Source organism: Pseudomonas sp. Pseusp16 (assembly GCF_047324915.1).
GTDB classification, from domain to species: domain Bacteria; phylum Pseudomonadota; class Gammaproteobacteria; order Pseudomonadales; family Pseudomonadaceae; genus Aquipseudomonas; species Aquipseudomonas fluorescens_CD.
The window spans coordinates 4,411,642-4,432,172 of the sequence record NZ_CP168522.1 but is presented as its reverse complement, the minus strand read 5'-3'; the positions used below and the strand labels follow the sequence as shown (position 1 = coordinate 4,432,172).

At 61.9% G+C, this 20,531-nt stretch carries 17 protein-coding genes and 2 pseudogenes; 6 read left to right on the top strand and 13 right to left on the bottom strand.

Translation table 11 applies throughout. The annotated features are described in order from the left end of the window. Positions 1–71 precede the first annotated feature (71 nt). The 4 genes from ACEN8Q_RS20165 to ACEN8Q_RS20150 form a co-directional block, all read right to left on the bottom strand. A complete protein-coding gene (locus ACEN8Q_RS20165; RefSeq protein WP_413427410.1) occupies positions 72–2,633 on the bottom strand; it encodes an ATP-binding protein in 2,562 nt (853 codons plus the stop codon). Further along, the gene (locus ACEN8Q_RS20160) at positions 2,630–2,752 is read right to left on the bottom strand and encodes a hypothetical protein (protein WP_413427411.1); all 123 of its coding nucleotides are present in this window, start codon (positions 2,750–2,752) and stop codon (positions 2,630–2,632) included. Before ACEN8Q_RS20160 ends, ACEN8Q_RS20165 begins: the two co-directional genes overlap by 4 nt. A gap of 490 nt (positions 2,753–3,242) precedes the next feature. Next, the gene (locus tag ACEN8Q_RS20155) at positions 3,243–4,127 is read right to left on the bottom strand and encodes a MaoC family dehydratase (RefSeq protein ID WP_413427412.1); all 885 of its coding nucleotides are present in this window, start codon (positions 4,125–4,127) and stop codon (positions 3,243–3,245) included. A gap of 2 nt (positions 4,128–4,129) precedes the next feature. After that, entirely contained in the window at positions 4,130–5,482 is a 1,353-nt protein-coding gene (locus ACEN8Q_RS20150; RefSeq protein ID WP_413703640.1) for a 3-oxoacyl-ACP reductase, read from the bottom strand. A gap of 214 nt (positions 5,483–5,696) precedes the next feature. Here ACEN8Q_RS20150 and ACEN8Q_RS20145 point away from each other — a divergent pair, with 214 nt between their 5' ends. Next, entirely contained in the window at positions 5,697–6,974 is a 1,278-nt protein-coding gene (locus tag ACEN8Q_RS20145) for an acetyl-CoA C-acetyltransferase (RefSeq protein ID WP_413703639.1), read from the top strand. Positions 6,975–7,118: 144 nt separating this feature from the next. Here the strand turns inward: ACEN8Q_RS20145 and ACEN8Q_RS20140 are convergent, their stop codons facing one another. Continuing rightward, positions 7,119–7,847 (bottom strand): methyl-accepting chemotaxis protein, encoded by a 729-nt coding sequence (locus ACEN8Q_RS20140; protein WP_413427971.1) that lies wholly within the window; start codon positions 7,845–7,847, stop codon positions 7,119–7,121. Positions 7,848–7,976: 129 nt separating this feature from the next. Next, positions 7,977–9,065: pseudogene (locus tag ACEN8Q_RS20135) on the bottom strand (cache domain-containing protein); the annotation flags it as partial. Between the two features lie 446 nt (positions 9,066–9,511). Here ACEN8Q_RS20135 and ACEN8Q_RS20130 point away from each other — a divergent pair. Further along, positions 9,512–10,405: a PA4780 family RIO1-like protein kinase gene (locus ACEN8Q_RS20130; protein WP_413427969.1), complete on the top strand. Its 894-nt coding sequence runs from the start codon at positions 9,512–9,514 to the stop codon at positions 10,403–10,405. Positions 10,406–10,488: 83 nt separating this feature from the next. Here ACEN8Q_RS20130 and cueR read toward each other — a convergent pair whose 3' ends face one another. The 3 genes from cueR to ACEN8Q_RS20115 form a co-directional block, all read right to left on the bottom strand. Continuing rightward, on the bottom strand, positions 10,489–10,902 hold the full coding sequence (cueR, locus tag ACEN8Q_RS20125) for a Cu(I)-responsive transcriptional regulator (RefSeq protein ID WP_413703638.1): 414 nt from the start codon (positions 10,900–10,902) through the stop codon (positions 10,489–10,491). Next, complete coding sequence (locus ACEN8Q_RS20120; RefSeq protein WP_413703637.1) at positions 10,899–13,292, bottom strand: heavy metal translocating P-type ATPase; 2,394 nt, start codon at positions 13,290–13,292, stop codon at positions 10,899–10,901. Before ACEN8Q_RS20120 ends, cueR begins: the two co-directional genes overlap by 4 nt. Positions 13,293–13,486: 194 nt before the next feature. Continuing rightward, complete coding sequence (locus tag ACEN8Q_RS20115; RefSeq protein ID WP_413427966.1) at positions 13,487–13,870, bottom strand: hypothetical protein; 384 nt, start codon at positions 13,868–13,870, stop codon at positions 13,487–13,489. 147 nt (positions 13,871–14,017) lie between these two features. On the opposite strand from ACEN8Q_RS20115, the gene ACEN8Q_RS20110 reads away from it, so the two are divergent. Together ACEN8Q_RS20110 and ACEN8Q_RS20105 are read left to right on the top strand one after the other, a co-directional pair. Further along, the gene (locus ACEN8Q_RS20110) at positions 14,018–14,215 is read left to right on the top strand and encodes a heavy-metal-associated domain-containing protein (protein WP_413427965.1); all 198 of its coding nucleotides are present in this window, start codon (positions 14,018–14,020) and stop codon (positions 14,213–14,215) included. Positions 14,216–14,305: 90 nt separating this feature from the next. Beyond that, entirely contained in the window at positions 14,306–15,502 is a 1,197-nt protein-coding gene (locus tag ACEN8Q_RS20105; protein ID WP_413427964.1) for a multidrug effflux MFS transporter, read from the top strand. Positions 15,503–15,510: 8 nt separating this feature from the next. On the opposite strand, the gene ACEN8Q_RS20100 is transcribed toward ACEN8Q_RS20105, so the two are convergent. Together ACEN8Q_RS20100 and ACEN8Q_RS20095 are read right to left on the bottom strand one after the other, a co-directional pair. After that, the gene (locus ACEN8Q_RS20100; RefSeq protein ID WP_008021930.1) at positions 15,511–15,684 is read right to left on the bottom strand and encodes a hypothetical protein; all 174 of its coding nucleotides are present in this window, start codon (positions 15,682–15,684) and stop codon (positions 15,511–15,513) included. Between the two features lie 267 nt (positions 15,685–15,951). Continuing rightward, positions 15,952–16,965 carry a zinc-binding alcohol dehydrogenase family protein gene (locus ACEN8Q_RS20095; protein ID WP_413427963.1) on the bottom strand — a complete coding sequence of 338 codons (1,014 nt, stop codon included), beginning with the start codon at positions 16,963–16,965 and terminating at the stop codon, positions 15,952–15,954. Positions 16,966–17,090: 125 nt separating this feature from the next. Between ACEN8Q_RS20095 and ACEN8Q_RS20090 the strand changes: the two genes are divergently transcribed. Both ACEN8Q_RS20090 and ACEN8Q_RS20085 read left to right on the top strand, forming a co-directional pair. Then, the gene (locus tag ACEN8Q_RS20090; protein WP_413427962.1) at positions 17,091–18,020 is read left to right on the top strand and encodes a LysR family transcriptional regulator; all 930 of its coding nucleotides are present in this window, start codon (positions 17,091–17,093) and stop codon (positions 18,018–18,020) included. 316 nt (positions 18,021–18,336) lie between these two features. Beyond that, a complete protein-coding gene (locus ACEN8Q_RS20085; RefSeq protein ID WP_413427961.1) occupies positions 18,337–19,071 on the top strand; it encodes an ArsR/SmtB family transcription factor in 735 nt (244 codons plus the stop codon). 77 nt (positions 19,072–19,148) lie between these two features. Here the strand turns inward: ACEN8Q_RS20085 and ACEN8Q_RS20080 are convergent, their stop codons facing one another. Both ACEN8Q_RS20080 and ACEN8Q_RS20075 read right to left on the bottom strand, forming a co-directional pair. Continuing rightward, complete coding sequence (locus ACEN8Q_RS20080; protein WP_008021924.1) at positions 19,149–20,102, bottom strand: adenosine deaminase; 954 nt, start codon at positions 20,100–20,102, stop codon at positions 19,149–19,151. A gap of 106 nt (positions 20,103–20,208) precedes the next feature. Continuing rightward, positions 20,209–20,409 (bottom strand): annotated as a pseudogene (locus ACEN8Q_RS20075) (BMP family ABC transporter substrate-binding protein); the annotation flags it as partial. Positions 20,410–20,531 lie beyond the last annotated feature (122 nt).

Genomic DNA, 20,531 nt, shown 5'->3' with positions numbered 1-20,531 from the left:
CAGGGGTTTTTTATGCTCGACACTGGCGAGCCTGGGGATCGACCTGAGCAAAGTCGAGGTGGGTGCCAACCTCAGTTGTCACTGGTGATCTGATCCGGCAGCACAATCGGCAGCTCGATGCAGAAACGCGCACCCTCGGTGGAGTTACTGACACTCAGTCTGCCGCCCATGTTTTCGACGATGCCGTAGCTCACCGAGAGCCCCAGGCCGGTGCCGACGCCCGCCGGTTTGGTGGTGAAGAACGGCTCGAAAATCCGCTCCAGCAAACGCGGGTCGATACCGCCGCCATTGTCCTCGATCCACAGGCGTACCGAGTGCGTATCCCGTTCGGCGTGCAGCGAAATCCACGGCTTGAACCCGGGCCGGGTTTCGCGCTTGCCGAGCAGCGCGTCCCGGGCGTTGACCATCAGGTTGATCAGCACCTGTTCAAGCTGATCGACGTAGCCGCGTACCTGCACTTCAAAACCGGTCTCGTTGGTGCGCAGGTCGATGCCTTTGCCGCGCATGCCCTCGGACAACAGCGACAGCGCGCCTTCGATGGCCAGGGCCGGGTTGAACGGTTGCTGCTCGATTTCCGAGCGGCGGCCGAACACCCGCATGTGATCCACCACCCGCGCGGCGCGCTGCACCTCGGTGTTGTCGCGCCCCACGGCCTGAACTTCGAGCAACCGGCCCTGTTCATCGAATACCCCGCGATCGGACCAGAACCACCAGGCGTGTTCGTGGCCGGGCAGTTGCAGGTTGATCTCGGCGGTGCTGACCGGAACCTCGGGGCTCAGTTGGTTCAGCCGTTGGATGAACGCATCGCGCTGTTCCTCGGACATCAAGCTACCCAGGTTCATCCCCGGCAATTGCTCGGGCGCCAGTTCCAGATAAGTGGCCAACGGACGGTTGCCGAAGGTCAGGGTCAGGTCCGGCTGGTAGCGGCAGATCATCGCCGGAGAGTCTTCCACCAGAGTCCGGTAGCGTTCCTCACTCTGCCTGACCTGTTCGGTGGCGAGGGTCGCTTCGGTGACGTCCAGCCACAGGCCCACGGCTTCTACCGGCAAACCGAGGTCATCGCGCAACAGCTTCGCTTCATCCAGCAGCCAGTGATAGTCGCCGCGGCTGTCGCGCATCCGATAGCGGGCGCGCACCGAGCCTTCACGCAGTAACTGCCGCGTGCGCTCGAAATACTGCAAGCGGTCGTCGGGATGCACCCGCTCCACCAGTGTTCCGGGCGCGCAGTCGGCGAGGGTCCAGCCAAGCAGCGGCAACAGGCTGTCGCTGAAGAACACCGGTTGCAACGCACCTTCGACATAGCGCTGTACGTAAATCACCGCGGGTGAGCTGGCGATCAGATTGTCCAGGCGTGCATGGGCAGCGGCGGCGCTCTGCTCCTGGTTCTTGATGTCGCTGATGTCGAGCATGAAACCCACCAGCCGACGTTTTTTCCCCGCGCCCAGGGCCTGGCCTTGCAGGCGATACCAGATCGGTTCGGGTGCACCGTCGGGGTGATACAGGCGCACGCACAACAGCAGCGGCATGCCCGACACCTGCAAGTCTTGCAGGCGGATGCGCAGCTCTTCGCGGTCGGCGGGATACACCTTGTCGAGCAAATCCTGCACGGATAAACGTGTCGCTCCAAGGTTCAGGGTCGTGGCCAGCGAAGGTGCCAATTGCAACTCGTCGCTGTCGCTGAAAACTTCCCACCAGCCTGTGCCCAGCAATGCTTGCAGCGATTCCAGGCGTTCCAGTTGCAGATGATGCCGGTGTTCGCGCAGGCGTTCGAGCAAGGGGCTGGCGAGCGCAGCGGTGATTTGCAACCAGTCGCGCTCAGTGACATCGGGGGCGCGTTGGTGCGCCGTATAGAAACCGCACAGCAACCAGGCAACCACGCCTTGCGCATCGTGATAGGGCACGGCGAAGCCATCGGTATTGCCGAAGGTCCCTTGCAGGCGCGGGTGTTCGCGCAGGGTCAGGTGCTGCGGCGTCGAACCGCTCAAACTGTCCAGCCCCGTGCCCAGGCGTTGGCCGTTTTGCCACAGTTGTGGAGCATCGAGGGCTACGTAGTGTTGGTGAATCTGCCAACCCTGTCCCTGCTCATCGAGCAAGGCCAGGGCAATGCAGGGAATCTGAAAACGCTGGGCCAGGCTTTGCAGTTGTTCGCCGAGCACTTCGGGCAGGCGCGTCAGGCTGCACAGGCGCAACTGCTCGGTGATGTGCATTGCCAGCACCTGGCATTGTTCGCGGTTGCGCGATTGCCGGCGCTCAAGCAGCAAGTCGCCGATGTCGAGCATCTGCAACAACCAGGCATCGGTCAAGGGTTGCACCCAGCCGCGCAAATGCAGTGGCGGACCGTTGAGGCTGTAGAAGTCCAGGTCCAGGGTTTGTCCCTGCCAGTCTGCCGGTACACCTTCGATGATGAGGCTGCTGTGGGGCAACAGGAAGTCGAGCAGGTGCGGTGCCTGCGTGCCGGGGCTTTGCTGAGTCAACAGGTGCCGTAGCGGACCGCTCAGTTGAACGACACGCCCCTCGGCATCGAGCTGTATCTGCAAGCCGAAACTGGGCACCCGCTGTGTCTCTTGCGGCTCCGGCGGGGGCGGCGGATGGCGGTTGAGCAGGCGCCCGAAGAGTTTGTCGCCGGCACTCAAAGTCGCAGGCTCGCACTGGCCGTGAGGGTCGCCGGCAGATTCGGCACCCGACCGATGCCCGACAGGTTCAGGAACGGGATGGCTGCGCCATTTTGTTTGTGGGGGAGGCTGGCTTTCATGAGTGTGTCTACCCTGACCAACACTGAGTAATGTCAGCATAGAATCATTCAGCCAAAGCTGACGTTTTTTACCGAATGCAGAGCTTTGTCCTACTGATCTGGCTGACTATCCGTTTCTGCGGTAACGGCTGCTGATGGTTTCGCCCTTACGGCGACTCACTTTTTTTGACAAGCGCCTCAAAAAAGTAAGCAAAAAAACGCTCGCCCCGAACGTCCGGCCCCTCGCCAGGGCTCGGGGTTCCTTCGCTCCGGCATTCATCCGGGGGCATTGCCCTCCGCTCAGCCTCCCGAGGGGGGCGGGTGGATCAAGATCAAGAGCGACAGGCGAGCTAACGCTCGGCCTGCTGAATGGTGAAAAGCGCCTGCGTACGCCGATCTGCTTTGCTCTGCTCTTCTGTAGGAGCGAGCCTGCTCGCGATGGACGTCAACGATGACGCGGGCTGCCTGAATGCCCACGCTGTCCTGGCGTTTTTCGCGAGCAGGCTCGCTCCTACAGGGAAACGCGTTCAATCGCGATCAGGCCGGCCACCGGCCGCCAATGTCCGACCATGTGCTCCAGGCCCCCGGTACCCGTCAGTTGAAAGTCCCCGCTCGCCCCCGGTGCACTGGCCAGCAATGTCACCTCGCTGGGTAGCCGTACCGGTTTCTTGAACTGCACTGCGATCTCGACATTCGCCACTGGCAGATGCACGGCCAGTGCAGCCAGGGTGCGTGCCTTGTTCCACAGGCCATGGGCGATGGCGGTCGGGAAGCCGAAGAGTCGGGCGCTGGCTGCGCTCAGGTGGATCGGGTTGTAGTCTCCGGACACTTTGGCGTATTGCCGGCCGATGTCCGACGGCGCTTTCCAGTGTTCGACTTCGGTCAAGGCCAGGCTGCTTGCCAGTTGCTCTTCGAGCGGTTCGCCCTGGAGTTTGGCGCTGCGACAGAGCATCCGGCTTTGCGCTTCCCACAATGGCCCCAACTGATCGTCGAGGGTGGTCAGCAAATCGAAGGTCGCGCCTTTGGCGTGTGGTTGCAGGTTCTGCACCTGAACGCTGACGCGCACCCGGTTTACCCCGCCCATGGGGCGCAGTACGCGAATGCGATTGCTCAGGTGAATCAGGCCCAGCAGCGGGAACGGGAACTCCCTGGCCGTGAGCAATTGCATCTGCAAGGCAAAGCCAAGGATATGCGGGTAGGTCGGCGGCAGCAGGCCGTTGTCGGCGAAACCACAGACCTTGCGATAGGCCGCCAGGCGCTTGGGATCGACATCGACCCAGCAACGCAAACCCGAGTCGGGCAAGGTGGTGCCGGTGATTTTTCGCCGTGTCGCGGCGCGGGCGTACAACCCCGGCAGGCCGGGTTCGCGGTCGAGTGTGTGCCAGTCGGTGATCATCCTTAAGCCCCCAGAACGCTTTGCCCGCACACGCGCAACGCTTGCCCGGTGAACGCGCCGGTGCCCGGTTGCGCCAGCCAGGCCACGGCCTCGGCGACGTCTTGCGGCAGGCCGCCCTGGCCAAGGGAGCTCATGCGGCGTCCGGCTTCGCGCAGGCCGAAGGGAATGTGCGCGGTCATTTGGGTTTCGATGAAACCGGGCGCCACGGCGTTGATGCTGATGCCGCGCTTCTGGAGCAGCGGCGCCCAGGCTTGCGCCAGGCCAATGAGCCCGGCCTTGCTCGCGGCGTAATTGGTTTGTCCGCGATTGCCGGCGATGCCGCTGATGGACGCCAGCAGAACCACCCGGCTGTTGTCGTGCAGGGTGCCACTGTCGAGCAGGGCCTTGGTCAGTACTTGCGGCGCATTGAGGTTGACCGCCAGCACGGCGTCCCAGTATTCCGGGGTCATGTTGGCCAGGGTTTTATCCCGGGTGATGCCGGCGTTGTGCACCACGATGTCGAGGCCGTCGGGCAACTGTTCGATCAACTGCGCGGCAGCGTCTTCGGCGCAGATGTCGAGGGTGATGCTGCGCCCGCCGAGGCGCGCGGCGAGGGCCTCGAGATCGATCCTGGCCGGTGGCACGTCGAGCAGGATGACGTCGGCACCATCACGGGCCAGGGTTTCCGTGATGGCGGCACCAATGCCTCGTGCCGCACCGGTGACCAGTGCCTTGCGCCCGGCGAGCGGGCGTGTCCAGTCGCTGACGGGTGTCGAGCAGGGATTCAAGCGAATGACCTGCCCGGACACGAAGGCGCTTTTGGGCGAGAGGAAAAACCGCAGCGGGCCTTCCAGCTGTGTCTCGGCACCTTCGCCGACATGGATCAATTGCAGGGTGCCACCGCTGCGCAACTCCTTGGCCAGCGAACGGCTGAAACCTTCCAGGGCACGCTGTGCACTGGCGGCGAACGGGTCGCTCAGGGATTGCGGATCGCGCCCGAGAATCACCAGGTGCGCACAGTGATCAAGGTTTTTCATCAGCGGCTGGAAAAACTCGCGCAGTTGCTTGAGCTGGTCGGTGTGCAGCAGATCACTGGCGTCGAACACCACGGCCTTGAGTTTCGGTCCGTGGCCGGGAATCCAGGCCGTGGCCATTGAGGGCCCGTTGCCGTAGCTGTAGATCGAGTCGGTCAGGCGGTTGGCGAAGGCGCTGACGTGTTCCGCCAACGGCCCGCCGCCGATCAGCAGCGCACCTTCTACAGGTCGCAGTCGGCCTGCTTGCCAGCGCTCCAGTCTGGTCGGCGCCGGCAGCCCCAGGGCGCCGACCAGGCGATGGCCGATGGACGAGTTGGCGAAGTCGATATAGCGGTCGGACATGGAACGCGCTCCAGCAGCTGGGGTTGAAAGTGTGGACCATGAATGGCGATCAGTCGTTCGATCCACGAGATAAGGCCTACGCTAGTGTAGGAGCGAGCTTGCTCGCGATAGCGATAAGCCAATCGGCATCAATGTAGCTGACAGGCCGCTATCGCGAGCAAGCTCGCTCCTACAGGGGGCGGGTTTCGTTTTGAATCATTCACCAGGAGCTCTTATGACCCAGCTGCGCCGTGTCGCGATCATTGGCGGTAACCGGATTCCCTTCGCCCGCTCCAACGGCCCCTATGCCACGGCCAGTAACCAGGTGATGCTCACCGCCGCTCTCGAGGGCTTGATCGAACGCTACAACCTGCATGGCCTGCGCATCGGCGAAGTGGTTGCCGGGGCCGTGCTCAAGTTGTCGCGGGACATGAACCTCACACGCGAATGCGTACTGGGGTCGCGACTGTCGCCTGCCACCCCGGCCTATGACATCCAGCAGGCGTGCGGTACCGGGCTGGAAGCGGCGTTGCTGGTGGCGAACAAGATTGCCCTGGGCCAGATCGATTGCGGCATTGCCGGTGGCGTGGACACCACCTCGGATGCGCCGATCAGTGTCAGCGAGGGGTTGCGCAAGATCCTCCTGCAAGCCAATCGCGCGAAAACCACCGGCGACAAACTGAAAACCTTCCTGCAATTGCGTCCCCAGCATCTGATCCCCGAATTCCCGCGCAACGGCGAGCCGCGCACCGGGTTGTCCATGGGCCAGCATTGCGAGCTGATGGCCCAGACCTGGAACATCCCTCGCCAGGCACAGGATCAACTGGCGCTCGAGAGCCACCAGAAACTGGCCGCGTCCTACGCCGAAGGCTGGCACAACGACCTGATGACACCGTTCCTGGGACTTACCCGCGACAACAACCTGCGCCCGGACTCCATGCTGGAAAAGCTCGCCGCCCTCAAACCGGCGTATGAGAAAAGCGCCAAGGGCACCCTGACCGCAGGCAACTCCACACCGCTGACCGATGGCGCGTCACTGGTGCTGTTGGGCAGCGAGGAATGGGCCAGGGCACGCGGGTTACCGATTCTTGCCTACTGGCGTGACGGCGAGGCGGCGGCGGTGGATTTCGTCAACGGTGCGGAAGGGTTATTGATGGCACCGGTCTATGCCGTACCGCGCCTGCTCGCGCGCAATGGCCTGACCTTGCAGGACTTCGACTACTACGAAATCCACGAAGCCTTCGCCGCGCAAGTGCTGTGCACATTGAAGGCCTGGGAAGATCCGCAATATTGCAAAAACCGTCTCGGGCTCGATGCGGCGCTGGGCTCGATCGACCGCAGCAAGCTCAACGTCAAGGGCAGTTCACTGGCGGCGGGGCACCCGTTTGCCGCCACGGGCGGGCGCATCGTCGCCAACCTGGCGAAGTTGCTGGATGCGGCGGGCAAGGGGCGGGGACTGATTTCGATTTGCGCGGCGGGCGGGCAGGGCGTGACTGCCATTATCGAACGCTGAACACAAACAACTGTGGGAGCGGGCTTGCTCGCGAAAGCGGTATAGCAGTCAACATTGATGTTGACGCTGATGCCCTCTTCGCGAGCAAGCCCGCTCCCACAATGGATCTCCTTTGTTCACAGAAGATCTTTGGGGCGGGATGGATCAGGTACGGAACCTGCGCACCAATACGTCCAGTTCATTCGACAACCCGGCCAGGCTCTGGGAGTCCAGGCGTGCCGAGTTGGCCAGTTCCGCCACCAGTTGCGCATCGCCATGGATCTGGCTGATGTGCCGGTTGATGTCTTCGGCCACTTGATGCTGTTGTTCCGCCGCCGTGGCGATCTGGGTGTTCATGTCGCGGATCACGTCCACCGACTCGCGAATCTGCCCGAAGCTGTTGCGCGCTTCGCCGATGCGCGTCACCGATTGCTGGGACACTTCCAGGCTGGCGTGCATCTGTTGGGTCACCTGGCTGGTGCGCTTGGCCAGGTTGCCCAGCAGGCCGTCGATTTCCGCCGTGGAGTCAGCCGTGCGTTTGGCCAGGGCCCGCACTTCATCGGCCACCACGGCAAAGCCGCGACCTTGCTCACCGGCACGGGCCGCTTCGATCGCAGCGTTCAGCGCCAGCAGGTTGGTCTGCTCGGCGATCGAACGGATGGTCCCCAGGATCGACTGAATGTCGTTGCTGTCGCGCTCCAGCTGTTGCATCGACTGGGCCGACTGTTCGATTTCCTGGCTCAGGCGATCAACGCTGTTCACCGCCGCATCAATCTGCTGCTGACCTTCGCGCGCCTGGCGCTGGCCACTGTCGGCGGATTCCGCCGCCTGGCTGCAAGAGCGTGCGACTTCGTTGGCGGTGGCGACCATTTCGTGGAACGCCGTGGACACCATGTCCACGGCTTCACGCTGGCGTCCGGCGGCTTCGGCCATGTCGCTGGAGACTTGGGTCGAACTCTTGGAGGTGTCGAGGATCTTGCCCGCTGCGCCACCGATGTTCTGGATCAGGTTACGGATCGCCGTCAGGAACTGGTTGAACCAGTTGGCCAGTTGCGCGGTTTCGTCGCTGCCACGGATTTGCAGGTTCTGGGTCAGGTCGCCTTCGCCCTGGGCGATGCCTTCCAGGCCGCTGGCCACGCTACGGATCGGGCGCACGATGAGGCTGGCAAAACTGGCGCCGACGATGGCGAAGATAACGGCCAGGACGGCAGCAATGATGGCGATCAACCAGGTCAACTGGGTGGCGGAGCTCATCACGTCGTTCTGTTTGATCAGGCCGATGAAGGTCCAGCCCAGTTGCTCCGATGGCCAGACGTTGGCCATGTAGCGCTCGCCGTTCAACTCCACTTCCACCAGGCCCTTGCCGGCCTTGGCCAGTTGCGCGTAGCCGTCGCCAAGGCTGTTCAACGGTTTGAAGTTGTGTTCCGGTTGTTTCGGGTCCACCAGGACCGTGCCGGTGTTTTCCAGCAGCATCAGGTAGCCGGTTTCACCGAGCTTGATCTGTTTGACGATTTCGGTGAGCTGCTTGAGCGTCACGTCGATGCTGACCACGCCACCGTTGGTGCCCAACTTGTTGTCGATAGTGCGCACGGTGCTGACGTAGGTCGCATCGTCCTGGGCCCAGTAATAGGCCTCGGTGCGGAACGGCTTGCCCGGTTTGGCCTGGGCCGCTTTGTACCAGGGGCGCTGGCGCGGGTCGTAGTTGCTCAGCTTCGGATCATCCGGCCACGACACGTAGCCGCCCGCCGCCGTGCCGAGAATGGCATAGGCGTAGGCCGGGTGGCTGTTGCCCAGGTCCTGGAGCAGGGTGAAGACTTTCTTGTCAGCCTCGCCCTGAGGGACGCTCTCGGCGTTGGCGGCCATGTAAGTCTTGAGGCTGTCGTCGGAGTTTCGGATCAGCGGTTGCCTGGCCAGGTAGTCGACGTTCTGGCTGATGCCGTCAAAGAACAATTGCATGGCGTTGCTGACCTGACGAATCTCGCGGGCACTGCCGTCGACGAATTCGTCCCTGGCATCACTGCGCAGGTTCAGCACAACGACGGTGGCGACCAGCACCACGGGCAGGCAGGCGATGATTGCAAACGCCCAGGTCAACTTCTGTTTGATGTTCATCCGCGCTCCAGATTTTCTTGTAGGCCCACGCAGTGCAGATGACTCGCGGTTTATTGGCAGCCGTAAACGTTCTTGGTCAACCCTGATCCTTGAGTGCGGCATCGCTTTTGTTGTGGCAGCGATTGTCGGACAAATCACTCTGTCACTAAGGACTTCGGCTGTTGGCGGAGGAAATTGAGGCCTGTTGGGAAAAATCCTACGGAAGGTATGAATTGTTGTGTCAGCTTCTGTCGCAATTGGCCTCAATGCCCTTGCGCAACAAGTGACGCAGGCTCGGCTATGATCTGGAACGACCCGTGGTGGTCGTCGGTTTTACCCGATGTATTTGGCACATTGTGTGCCTCTGCAATGTTCATAAGTCGGCAACCCCTCCCCCCGGTGAGTGGATTGCCGTATAAGGAATGACTTTCGCGTGTTTGGTAATAAAGGACCCACAATAAAAGCTGATGAAGACTCCAAAACGCATTGAACCCCTGATCGAGGACGGTCTGGTCGACGAGGTGCTGCGCCCACTCATGAGTGGTAAAGAAGCAGCTGTTTATGTGGTGCGCTGCGGTAACGAGTTACGTTGCGCGAAGGTCTACAAGGAGGCGAACAAACGCAGTTTCCGTCAGGCGGCCGAGTATCAGGAAGGCCGCAAGGTGCGCAATAGCCGTCAGGCCCGTGCGATGGCCAAGGGCTCCAAGTTTGGCCGCAAGGAAACCGAAGACGCCTGGCAGAACGCCGAAGTGGCGGCACTGTTCCGTCTGGCCAATGCCGGTGTGCGGGTGCCCAAGCCGTTCGACTTCCTCGAAGGCGTACTGCTCATGGAGCTGGTGGCCGACGAGTACGGCGATGCCGCGCCGCGTCTGAACGACGTGGTGCTGGAGCCGGACCAGGCCCGCGAGTATCACGCGTATCTGATTTCCCAGATCGTGCTGATGCTGTGTACCGGTCTGGTGCACGGCGACCTGTCCGAGTTCAACGTGCTGCTGACGCCGACCGGTCCGGTGATCATCGACCTGCCACAAGCGGTGGATGCGGCGGGCAACAACCACGCATTCAGCATGCTGGAGCGCGACGTGGGCAACATGGCGTCCTACTTCGGGCGGTTCGCGCCGGAGTTGAAGAAGACCCGATACGCCAAGGAAATGTGGGCCTTGTACGAGGCCGGCACCTTGCACCCGGCCAGTGTCCTGACCGGCGAGTTCGCCGATACGCAAGAGCTGGCCGACGTGGGCGGCATCATGCGCGAAATCGAGGCCGCGCGCCTGGACGAAGAGCGCAAGCAGGCGGCCCGTGCGGCGGACGATGCGCCACCGGGCAAGGCCGAAGAACCGCCTCCACCGTGGATGCAGTGATCGGATAAAGAAAAACCCGGCTTCGGCCGGGTTTTTTGTGGGGGCTCGGGAAGCACCAAAACCCTGTGGGAACAATTGGTCTATCAGGCGCGAGCCGGTTCAGCACAACACCCCGACTCCAGATTCTTCAGAATCGGGCAATCCGGCCGATGATCGCCGTGACAGTGCTCAACCAGGTCCTGCAAGGTGTCGCGCAATTGCCCCAGTTCACGGATCTTGCGGTTCAACTCATCGATGTGCTGGCGAGCCAACGCTTTCACGTCGGCGCTGGCGCGCTGACGGTCTTGCCAGAGGGTCAGCAACTTGCCGACTTCTTCCAGGGAAAACCCCAGGTCCCGCGAGCGCTTGATGAACGCCAGTGTGTGCAGGTCGTCATCGCCATACACCCGATATCCGCTATCAGTGCGATGGGCAGCCTTGAGCAGGCCGATGGACTCGTAATAGCGGATCATCTTTGCGCTAAGGCCACTGTGGCGGGCCGCTTGGCCGATGTTCATCGGTTGTCCTCCAGGTCCTTGGGTTTCCAGGTTTTCAACAGTAGCGCATTGCTCACCACGCTGACGCTCGACAACGCCATGGCTGCACCGGCCAGCACTGGATTGAGGAAGCCGAGCGCCGCCAGTGGGATGCCGATCAGGTTATAGACGAAGGCCCAGAACAGGTTCTGCCGAATCTTGGCGTAGGTCTTGCGGCTGATCTCCAATGCGGCCGGTACCAGTCGCGGATCGCCGCGCATCAGGGTGATGCCGGCCGCGTGCATGGCGACGTCGGTGCCGCCACCCATGGCGATGCCGATGTCGGCGGCGGCCAGTGCCGGGGCGTCGTTGATACCGTCGCCGACCATCGCCACCACGCCGGTTTCTTTCAATGCGGCGACCGTGGCGGCTTTATCCGCCGGCAGCACTTCGGCATGCACATCCCGGATGCCCAGCGCCTCGGCCACCACGTTGGCGCTGCCGCGGTTGTCGCCGGTCAGCAGGTGGCTGCTGATGTTCCGTGCGCTCAGTTGCTGCACCGCTTGCAGCGCCCCGGGCTTGAGGGTGTCACCGAAGGCGAACAGGCCCAGCACTTGTGGCTCGGGGGATTGTTCGATCAACCAGGACAGGGTCCGGCCTTGTTTTTCCCACGCGATCGCCGAGTCGGCCAACGGCCCGGCGTTCAAGCCGCTGTCCTCCAGCAGGCGACGATTGCCCAGCGCCAGGCGACGCCCTTCGAGACTGCCGGCGATGCCGCGGCCGGTCAGGGACTGGCTGTCGCTGACATCGGCCACTTTCAAGTGACGTTCGACGCAGGCATCCAGAACAGCCTTGGCCAGCGGATGCTCGCTGCCGCGTTGCAGGGCTCCGGCCAATTGCAGCAGGCTCGCCTCATTACCGTCGATGGCACTCAGATGAGCAATGCGCGGGGCACCGGAGGTCAGGGTGCCGGTCTTGTCGAACACCACCGCGCCGACTTCATGGGCGCGCTCCAGTGCTTCGGCGTCCTTGATCAGAATCCCGTAGCGTGCCGCTACGCCAGTGCCGGCCATGATCGCCGTCGGTGTGGCCAAGCCCAGGGCGCACGGACAGGCGATCACCAGCACCGCAACGGCATTGATCAGCGCGGTTTCCATCGGCGCGCCATATAGCCACCAGCCGATCAGGGTTGCCAGGGCAATCAGCAGCACGGTGGGCACGAACACCTGGCTGACTTTATCCACCAGTTTCTGGATTGGCGCTTTTGCCGCCTGGGCGTCTTCCACCAGACGGATGATCCGTGCCAGCACGGTTTCCGCACCGAGGGCCTGGGTACGCACCAGTAAGCGGCCTTCACCGTTGATCGCGCCGCCAGTGACTTTGTCGCCGGGCCGCTTGGGCACCGGCAGGCTCTCGCCGCTGATCAGGGCTTCGTCGGCGTGGCTCTGGCCTTCGACCACTTCGCCGTCCACCGGAAAGCGTTCGCCGGGTTTGACCAGCACCAGGTCATTGAGACGCAGGGAACTGATGGCGACCTCTTGCTCGTGGCCATCGGTCACCCGAATCGCCCGCTCTGGACGCAAGGCTTCGAGGGCGCGGATGGCGCTGGCGGTCTGGCGCTTGGCGCGACTTTCCAGGTACTTGCCCAGCAGCACCAGGGCGATCACCACCGCCGAGGCTTCGAAATACAGATGCGGCATGCGCCCGGCGGCGGTGGCCCATTCGTACAGGCTCAAGCCGTATCCGGCGCTGGTGCCCAGGGCGACCAGCAGGTCCATGTTGCCGGCTCCGGCGCGCACGGCTTTCCACGCGGCGATGTAAAACCGTGCGCCGAAGATGAACTGCACAGGCGTGGCCAGGGCGAATTGCGCCCAGGCCGGGAGCATCCAGTGCACGCCGAACGGCTGTAGCAGCATCGGCATTACCAGCGGCAAAGCGAGGGCAATCGCGATGATCAAGGCGCTACGTTCGCGATGCAGGCGCTGTTGCTGATTGTCGGTTGACGGGTGTTCGGCTTCCCATACGCTGGCGGTATAGCCAGCCTTGGTCACGGCCGCGATCAAGGCTTGCGGATCGACCTGTCCGAGCAGTTCCAGGTGGGCACGTTCGTTGGCCAGGTTGACGCTGACGCTTTTTACTCCCGTAACCTTGCCCAGCGCGCGCTCGACCCGACCGACGCAGGACGCGCAGGTCATGCCGTCGATGCTCAGTTCCAGATTCTGCTGTGGCACGCTGTAGCCGGCCCTGGCTACAGCCTCCATCAAGGCAGGCAAACTGTCGCTGGGTGCCTGGACCCGGGCCTGTTCAGTGGCGAGGTTGACGCTGACGGCACTGGCGCCAATGACTTTGCTCAAGGCGCGCTCGACACGCCCGGCGCAACTGGCACAGGTCATGCCGGCGATCGGCAGGTCGAACGTGGTGGATTCGGACATCGGTCGCACTCCCTGTAGTAGATGACCACAGGATCAACCTTGCCATGCTGGCAAGGTCAAGCACCAATCTTAAACGTGCCGCTGATCCCCTGTGGGAGCGAGCTTGCTCGCGATAGCGGAGTATCAGTCAACAGAGTTGTTGAATGTAACGGCCTAATCGCGAGCAAGCTCGCTCCCACCGGGGGATACAGATGTCAGTAGCCGAGGCCGGCGCGTTTCAGGTACATCCCTTCCTGCGTCATCGCGATCCGGTACTTGAGCACATCCCCGGCCTTGAGCCGGATATCCTGCGAGCCCGGCGCGAGCATGCCCGGATTGCAACCCGGCACCTGACCCGGGAGCAATTTGAGGCGCAGCGAGACGTTGCCGGGCGGCAAGTTGAACGAGGTGCTCTGCTCCTGAAACAGCCGCGCCGCCAGTTGATCGTGAATGTACACACCGATTTCGCAACTGGTCGCGACTTCCAGGCGCTCGCGGGAAATGATCAGCACGCCATAATCCTGACTGGCAGCATTGACCGAAGGCACGGCGGCGAAAAGGCTGAGAAAGCCAAACAGGCTGAAAACCGACCAGCGCATGGCTGAATCTCCTGAGTTCGAGTCATTGATGGACGCAGCTTGGCCGAGCCCGGCGCCGATTGCCAGCCCGGCAGCTAACGTCAGAACTTGACCTTGCCATGGTGGCAAGCCCGAAACTGGGTTCAATCCCGGAAAAGGAGTCATCCCATGCAAGTGTTCAACGTTGAAGGCATGTCTTGTGGTCACTGCGTCAAGGCCATCACCCAGGCGGTCCAGGCCAGAGACCCGGCGGCCAGTGTGCGGGTCGATCTGGCGAGCAGGGAGGTTGGCGTCGAAAGTACATTGACCGCTCAGCAAGTGATCGAGGCAATCAGCGAAGAGGGTTATGGCGTCAAGCTGGCCTGATTTTGATAGTTAGCGAGCTACCGGAATGTTCAAGGCGTCCATGCGCGGCTAGACTGTCGGGCTGCCGACTACTGCCCCACTGGATGCCTGATGAACTTTCGTACCATTCTGATTCTCGGCGCCCTGAGCGCTTTCGGTCCGCTGGCGATCGATTTCTATCTGCCGGCCTTTCCGGCCATGGCACTGGCCTTCGGGACGGACGAAAATCACGTTCAGATGACGTTGGCGGCGTACTTCCTCGGGCTGTCCATCGGTCAACTGGCCTATGGCCCGGTGGCGGATCGTTTCGGGCGACGCATTCCATTGCTCACTGGTGTCGGCTTGTTTACCGTCGCCTCCGTGGCATGTGCCTATGCACCGAACCTGGAATGGCTGATCGGTGCGCGTTTCGTCCAGGCCTTGGGCGGCTGCGCCGGGATGGTGATTTCCCGGGCGGTGGTCAGCGACAAATGTGATGCGGTGGGTTCGGCGAAAGTCTTTTCGCAGCTGATGCTGGTGATGGGGCTTGCCCCCATCCTCGCGCCGTTGCTGGGTGGCTTATTGGTCAACACGACAGGCTGGCAGTCGATCTTCCTGGCCCTGACCGGATTCAGTGCACTGGCGGGGCTGGCGGTTGCGACGGGATTGCCGGAAAGCTTGCCGGCCCACATACCGCGTCAACCGCTGTCGGGTGCGCTGCGTCAGTACGGCCGGTTGCTGGCCGACCCCGTATTTCTTGGCCATGCCTTGACCGGGGGCATCGCCATCGCCGGGATGTTTGCCTACATTGCCGGTTCTCCCTTCATCATTATCAAGCTCTACGGCGTTCCGGCCGAGCACTTTGGCTGGCTGTTCGGCACCAATGCCGCGGGCTTCATTCTGGTGGCACAGGTCAATGCGCGGTTGCTGGCCAAGCGTGGTCCGGCCTTCTTGCTGGCGCGCGCAGTGTGGGTTTACCTGGCGGCCGGCGTGACGCTGCTCGCGGTCAGCTCCCTGCACACCGCACAACTGTGGCCGCTGCTGATTCCATTGTTCATCTGCATCGCCAGCCTCGGTTGCATCAGCCCCAACGCCGCGGCCTGCGCGATGAGCGGGCAGGGTGGACGGGCTGGCAGTGCGTCGGCGCTACTCGGTTGCCTGCAATTCAGCGTGGCTGCCGGTGCCTCTGCGCTGGTGGGGGTGCTGCACGACGGCAGCGCCGTGCCGATGGCCATGGTCATCAGCCTGTGTGGAATTCTGGTGGTGAGTGCGGCGATGCTCACCCGGCGTTTGCAAAATGCCCGGGCGCTAGCGCAAACCCAGGTTTGAAGCCGGAATCAGCCGGCTGCACGCTGCGGGTGGAGGACGGGAATCTGGTGAGGGGCCTGGATGCGGGCTTCGAGGGTACGCGTGAAAGCGCGAGCTTCTGCTTCGCTGCGGAACGTCACGGCATGTTGATCAAGGCGAACTTGCCACTGGGACTTTGCCAGTTCTTTTATCAGGATCTTCATAGCTGAACTCCTATCGTAAAAGACGTCTCGTAAAAGATGTCTCGAAAAAGACGTTACGCAAAAGACTGCCTCGCAGGAGATTCGATTGTAGTCCCGAATACGAGCACCATTGTGACAAGGGGCAACTGTCGGACTGACGGTTTGTAACTAAAAAAAACACGACTTTTCGATGGCGCCCACGGGGGGTTGTCTGCGACCCGGACGCCCCGGTCGCAGACAAAAAAACGCGGCAGACTGATGAAATCAGCGATGGTTTTTTTCAGCGTTTCAGAACCCTTCCAGCACAATCTTGCCCTTGGCTTTGCCGCTCTCCAGCAGGGCATGGGCACGGCGCAAATTGGTCGCATTGATCGTGCCGAAGTGTTCGCCCATGGTGGTTTTCAGGGTTCCGGCATCGATCAGCCTGGCGACGCGATTGAGCAGGTTGTGCTGCTCGATCATGTCCGGGGTTTCAAACAGCGAACGGGTGTACATGAACTCCCAGTGCAGTGACAGGCTCTTGCGTTTGAGCTTGGTCACGTCCAGCGACTTGGGGTCATCGATCAGCGCCAGTTTGCCTTGCGGTGCCAATGCCTCGACCAGTTGATCCAGGTGCTGGTCGGTCTGGGTCAGACTGGCGACGTGGGTGACCTGATCCACGCCGGCCCGCTTGAGTGCTTCGCTCAGTGGCTGGCCATGGTCGATCACCAGATCGGCGCCCAGTTCCTTCACCCAGCTTTGGGTCTGCGGACGCGAAGCGGTGCCGATGACTTCAAGGGCAGTCAGTTGCTTAGCCAGTTGCGTAAGAATCGAGCCCACGCCACCCGCCGCGCCGACGATCAACAGGCTCTGGCCTTCATCGGTTTTGCCTTCGCGCACTCGCAGGCGTTCGAACAACAGTTCCCACGCCGTGATCGCAGTGAGCGGCAGGGCAGCGGCCTCGGCGAAACCGAGGGTCTTGGGCATGTGGCCGACGATGCGCTCGTCCACCACATGCAATTCGCTGTTGCCGCCGGCACGCGCAATGGAGCCGGCGTAATACACCTTGTCGCCGGCCTTGAACAGCTTCACTTCACTGCCCACCGCCTTGACCACGCCGGCCACGTCCCAACCCAGCACCTTGGCCGCGCCGCCTTCGGGCTGGACGCTCTGGCGCACCTTGGTGTCCACCGGGTTGACCGAGATGGCTTTGACCTCCACCAGCAAGTCGCGGGGGCCGGCAACCGGTTCTGGCAGTTCGATGTCTTGCAGAGCCTTGTCGTCACCGATCGGCAACGAGGCGTAGTAGGCAATGGCTTTCATGGGCGACTCCTGAACACTAATAAAGAATAGATTCGATAGGGGAGATGATTGGCTATTTCTCCTGAAGATAAAACCGGCTAAAAGAGCAGTCTCTTTCAATATTTTTTTGATAATCGGTGCTCTCGATGCTGCGTTTCGATGACTTGCAGTTGTTTGTCCGGGCGGCGGACCTGGGCAGTCTGTCCGCCGCCGCGCGGGGCATGGACATGTCGGCGGCAGTGGCCAGTGCGGCGCTCAAGCGCATCGAACAGCAACTCGGCGCCCGTTTACTGGCCCGTTCGACCCGAAGCCTGCGTCTGACCGCCGAAGGCGAGGGTTTTCTCGAATACGCCCGCGCGGCCTTGAGCAATCTCGACGAGGGACGGCGATTGCTGGCCCGTGGTCAGGACCAGGTCAGTGGGGTTCTGCAGTTGTCGGCGCCATCGGACTTTGGCCGCAATCTGCTACTGCCCTGGCTCGACGAGTTTCAACGCGAGCATCCGAAACTGACCGTGCGCCTGCTGCTGGGGGACCGCATCGCCGACCTGTTTCGCCAACCGGTAGACATTGCCCTGCGCTACGGTGAGCCGGAGGACTCCAGCCTGGTGGCGCTGCCCATCGCCCCGCAGAACCGCCGGGTGTTGTGCGCCGCTCCCGGCTATCTGGCACGTCATGGCGAGCCGCGGCATCTGGAGCAACTGGCTCAACACAATTGCCTGTTGTACATGCTTGGCAGCCGGGTCCACGATCACTGGAGTTTTCACGACGGCAAACGCGAAGTCAGCCTGACCGTCAGCGGCGACCGCTTCAGTGACGATGCCGATGTCGTGCGCCTTTGGGCCGTGGCAGGTGCCGGGATCGCTTATAAATCCTGGCTCGATGTCGCCGCCGATGTACTGGCCGGCCGCTTGAAGGTGCTGATGCCGGAGCTGCTCTGCGAGCGCGCACCGCTGAATCTATTGTGCGCCCATCGCGCACAACTGAGTAAGCCGGTGAACCTTCTGCGGGAAATGCTTGCCAGCCGCTGCGCCGTTTTGAGTAGTCAATTTCCGGGCTTTTCGGATATCGATCATTAGTCGCACAAAAAAAGAGAAATTTCTCTCAGGAGCGATCAGCACCTATGCCGGGCGGAGGACAGGATCCGACGAGCAACCCGCATATACTAGCGCCCTCATCAAATAAGTAGCGTCGAACCACCCATGGCGGGTCCACGTTCGGGTCGGCCCGACTGCATGGTCATCCGTCCGGCCTTCGCGGCATCGGCCAGGCAGCACTAAAGAGTGAGCAATGCGTTGCCGGGTTGATGGCAGTTTCCACGAATTGGCCGGCGACACATTACCGGTCAAGATGTTTCTGGGCAGTAGACGAAACGATTCAACAGGGAGTGAATACATGGAACATGCACCTTGCATCAGCCAGATCGCCACATTGCTGGCTGACCCAAAGCGCAGCGCAATGATGTGGGCCTTGATGGATGGTTCGGCACGAGCAACCGAAGAGTTGGCATTGCTGGCCGGCCTGTCACAGTCTTCGGCCAGTGCACACCTGGGACGTTTGTCCGCTGGAGGCCTGTTGAGGGTTGAAACCCGCGGCCGCAAACGCTTCTTCCGCCTGGCCGCTCCCGAGGTCGGGGCGGCAATCGAAGCACTGGCCAGCGCGACCTTCGCCAGCGCACCCCAGGATGTTCCCGATGTATTCAAGCGCAATGCGCCTCTCGTCAAACCCCGGGCGGTGCGTTCGTCATTGCTGAGTGCCCGGCTGTGCGACGATCACTTGGGGGGTACCCTGTCCGCCGATCTGTATCAGCGACTGGTGGAGGCAGGCTGGATCGAACATTTTGATCAGCGGGTCACGGTCACGCTCAAGGGCGCGGCGGAGTTGGCGGCACGGGGAGTGTTCATCCAGGCGCTGGCCCATCACAACGGCAGGGTTGCCTGCGCGTGCCCCGACTGGAGCGAAAGACGCCCGCACATGGGCGGCTCACTGGGCGCGGCATTGTTGCAGCTGTTCATGCAGTCGGGGTGGCTGAGTTTTCACAGCGATTCCCGAGCCTTGCAGGTGACAGCCTCCGGGCAACGGGAAATTCATCGTTTCGCCAGTGAGACCGAGCTGGAAATGGCGCTGTAGGAGCCGGCTTGCCGGCGATGGCGACCGTGATGGCCTTATCGCTGGCAAGCCAGCTCCTACAGGGTTTGCGTTTGCCTTCAGGGCTTTACCAACCGCGCATCGAGGCTGTTCTGCGCCAGGCGTCTGGCCTGGTCCTGGGTCATGCCCAGGTGGGTGTGCAGTGCATGGAAGTTCTCGGTGACATAACCACCGAAGTACGCTGGATCATCGGAGTTCACGGTCACTTTCACGCCGCGTTCCAGCATGTCGAGAATGTTGTGCTGCGACATGTGATCGAACACGCAAAGTTTGGTGTTCGACAGCGGGCACACGGTCAGCGGGATCTGCTCATCGATGATTCGCTGCATCAGACGCTCGTCTTCGATGGCGCGCACGCCATGGTCGATGCGCTGGATTTTCAGCAGGTCGATGGCTTCCCAGATGTACTCGGGCGGGCCTTCTTCACCGGCGTGGGCGACGGTCAGGAAGCCTTCGTGACGGGCACGGTCGAACACGCGCTGGAACTTGCTCGGCGGGTGGCCCATCTCGGAGCTGTCCAGGCCCACGGCGACGAACGCATCACGGAACGGCAGCGCCTGGTCGAGGGTTTTCTGGGCCTCGTCTTCGCTCAGATGGCGCAGGAAGCTCAGGATCAAACCACTGGTGATACCCAGTTGCTGCTCGCCATCTTTCAGTGCGGCGGCGATGCCGTTGAGTACGACTTCGAACGGGATGCCACGGTCGGTGTGGGTCTGCGGGTCGAAGAACGGTTCGGTGTGAATAACGTTCTGCTCTTTGCAGCGCAGCAGATACGCCCAGGTCAGGTCATAGAAATCCTGGGACGTGCGCAGCACATCGGCGCCCCGGTAATACAGGTCGAGGAATTCCTGCAGGTTGTTGAAGGCATACGCCTTGCGCAAGGTTTCGACGTCGTTCCATGGCAAGGCAATCTTGTTGCGCTCAGCCAGGGCGAACAACAACTCGGGCTCCAGCGAGCCTTCCAGGTGCAGGTGCAGTTCTGCCTTGGGCAGGGCGTTCAGCCAGTCGTACATGATTCTTTTCTCATCAGGTGCAATGGTCGCCATTCTACAGAGGGTTTCCGCAACAATTGGTAAAACCTGACCAGGCGGTTCACCACAGCGCTTCCGGTTCCCGTCGCGGAGCCCAATCGGTGACGATGGAGGTCAGCGCCATTTTCGGTCCGATGTACGCCATGTCCGAAGCGTAGCCCACGGCGTACACGCCGCGACGCTCGGCGGCCTGGATCGGTGCGGGGTTGTATTTGTTCAAGGCCAGCTGGATGGCGTTGATGTCGCGGATCATTTCCGGGATCAGGAACGAGGCGACGAAGCCGAATTTCGGAGGGGTGTTGGCAATGGCAGTCAGGCTGGCGCTCAGGCCGATGGTCACCGCAATGGCGCAGAGCAGCTTCTTCAACGGAGGGTTGTGCATGAATTCGGACTCCATTTTGTCGTGAGGTT

Coding starts and splice junctions, on each gene's coding strand:
- ACEN8Q_RS20160 (WP_413427411.1), bottom strand. CDS start 2,752: ATGAAAGCCAGCCTCCCCCACAAACAAAATGGCGCAGCCATCCCGTTC.
- ACEN8Q_RS20155 (WP_413427412.1), bottom strand. CDS start 4,127: ATGATCACCGACTGGCACACACTCGACCGCGAACCCGGCCTGCCGGGG.
- ACEN8Q_RS20150 (WP_413703640.1), bottom strand. CDS start 5,482: ATGTCCGACCGCTATATCGACTTCGCCAACTCGTCCATCGGCCATCGC.
- ACEN8Q_RS20145 (WP_413703639.1), top strand. CDS start 5,697: ATGACCCAGCTGCGCCGTGTCGCGATCATTGGCGGTAACCGGATTCCC.
- ACEN8Q_RS20140 (WP_413427971.1), bottom strand. CDS start 7,847: ATGGTGTCCACGGCGTTCCACGAAATGGTCGCCACCGCCAACGAAGTC.
- ACEN8Q_RS20130 (WP_413427969.1), top strand. CDS start 9,512: ATGAAGACTCCAAAACGCATTGAACCCCTGATCGAGGACGGTCTGGTC.
- cueR (WP_413703638.1), bottom strand. CDS start 10,902: ATGAACATCGGCCAAGCGGCCCGCCACAGTGGCCTTAGCGCAAAGATG.
- ACEN8Q_RS20120 (WP_413703637.1), bottom strand. CDS start 13,292: ATGTCCGAATCCACCACGTTCGACCTGCCGATCGCCGGCATGACCTGT.
- ACEN8Q_RS20115 (WP_413427966.1), bottom strand. CDS start 13,870: ATGCGCTGGTCGGTTTTCAGCCTGTTTGGCTTTCTCAGCCTTTTCGCC.
- ACEN8Q_RS20110 (WP_413427965.1), top strand. CDS start 14,018: ATGCAAGTGTTCAACGTTGAAGGCATGTCTTGTGGTCACTGCGTCAAG.
- ACEN8Q_RS20105 (WP_413427964.1), top strand. CDS start 14,306: ATGAACTTTCGTACCATTCTGATTCTCGGCGCCCTGAGCGCTTTCGGT.
- ACEN8Q_RS20100 (WP_008021930.1), bottom strand. CDS start 15,684: ATGAAGATCCTGATAAAAGAACTGGCAAAGTCCCAGTGGCAAGTTCGC.
- ACEN8Q_RS20095 (WP_413427963.1), bottom strand. CDS start 16,965: ATGAAAGCCATTGCCTACTACGCCTCGTTGCCGATCGGTGACGACAAG.
- ACEN8Q_RS20090 (WP_413427962.1), top strand. CDS start 17,091: ATGCTGCGTTTCGATGACTTGCAGTTGTTTGTCCGGGCGGCGGACCTG.
- ACEN8Q_RS20085 (WP_413427961.1), top strand. CDS start 18,337: ATGGAACATGCACCTTGCATCAGCCAGATCGCCACATTGCTGGCTGAC.
- ACEN8Q_RS20080 (WP_008021924.1), bottom strand. CDS start 20,102: ATGTACGACTGGCTGAACGCCCTGCCCAAGGCAGAACTGCACCTGCAC.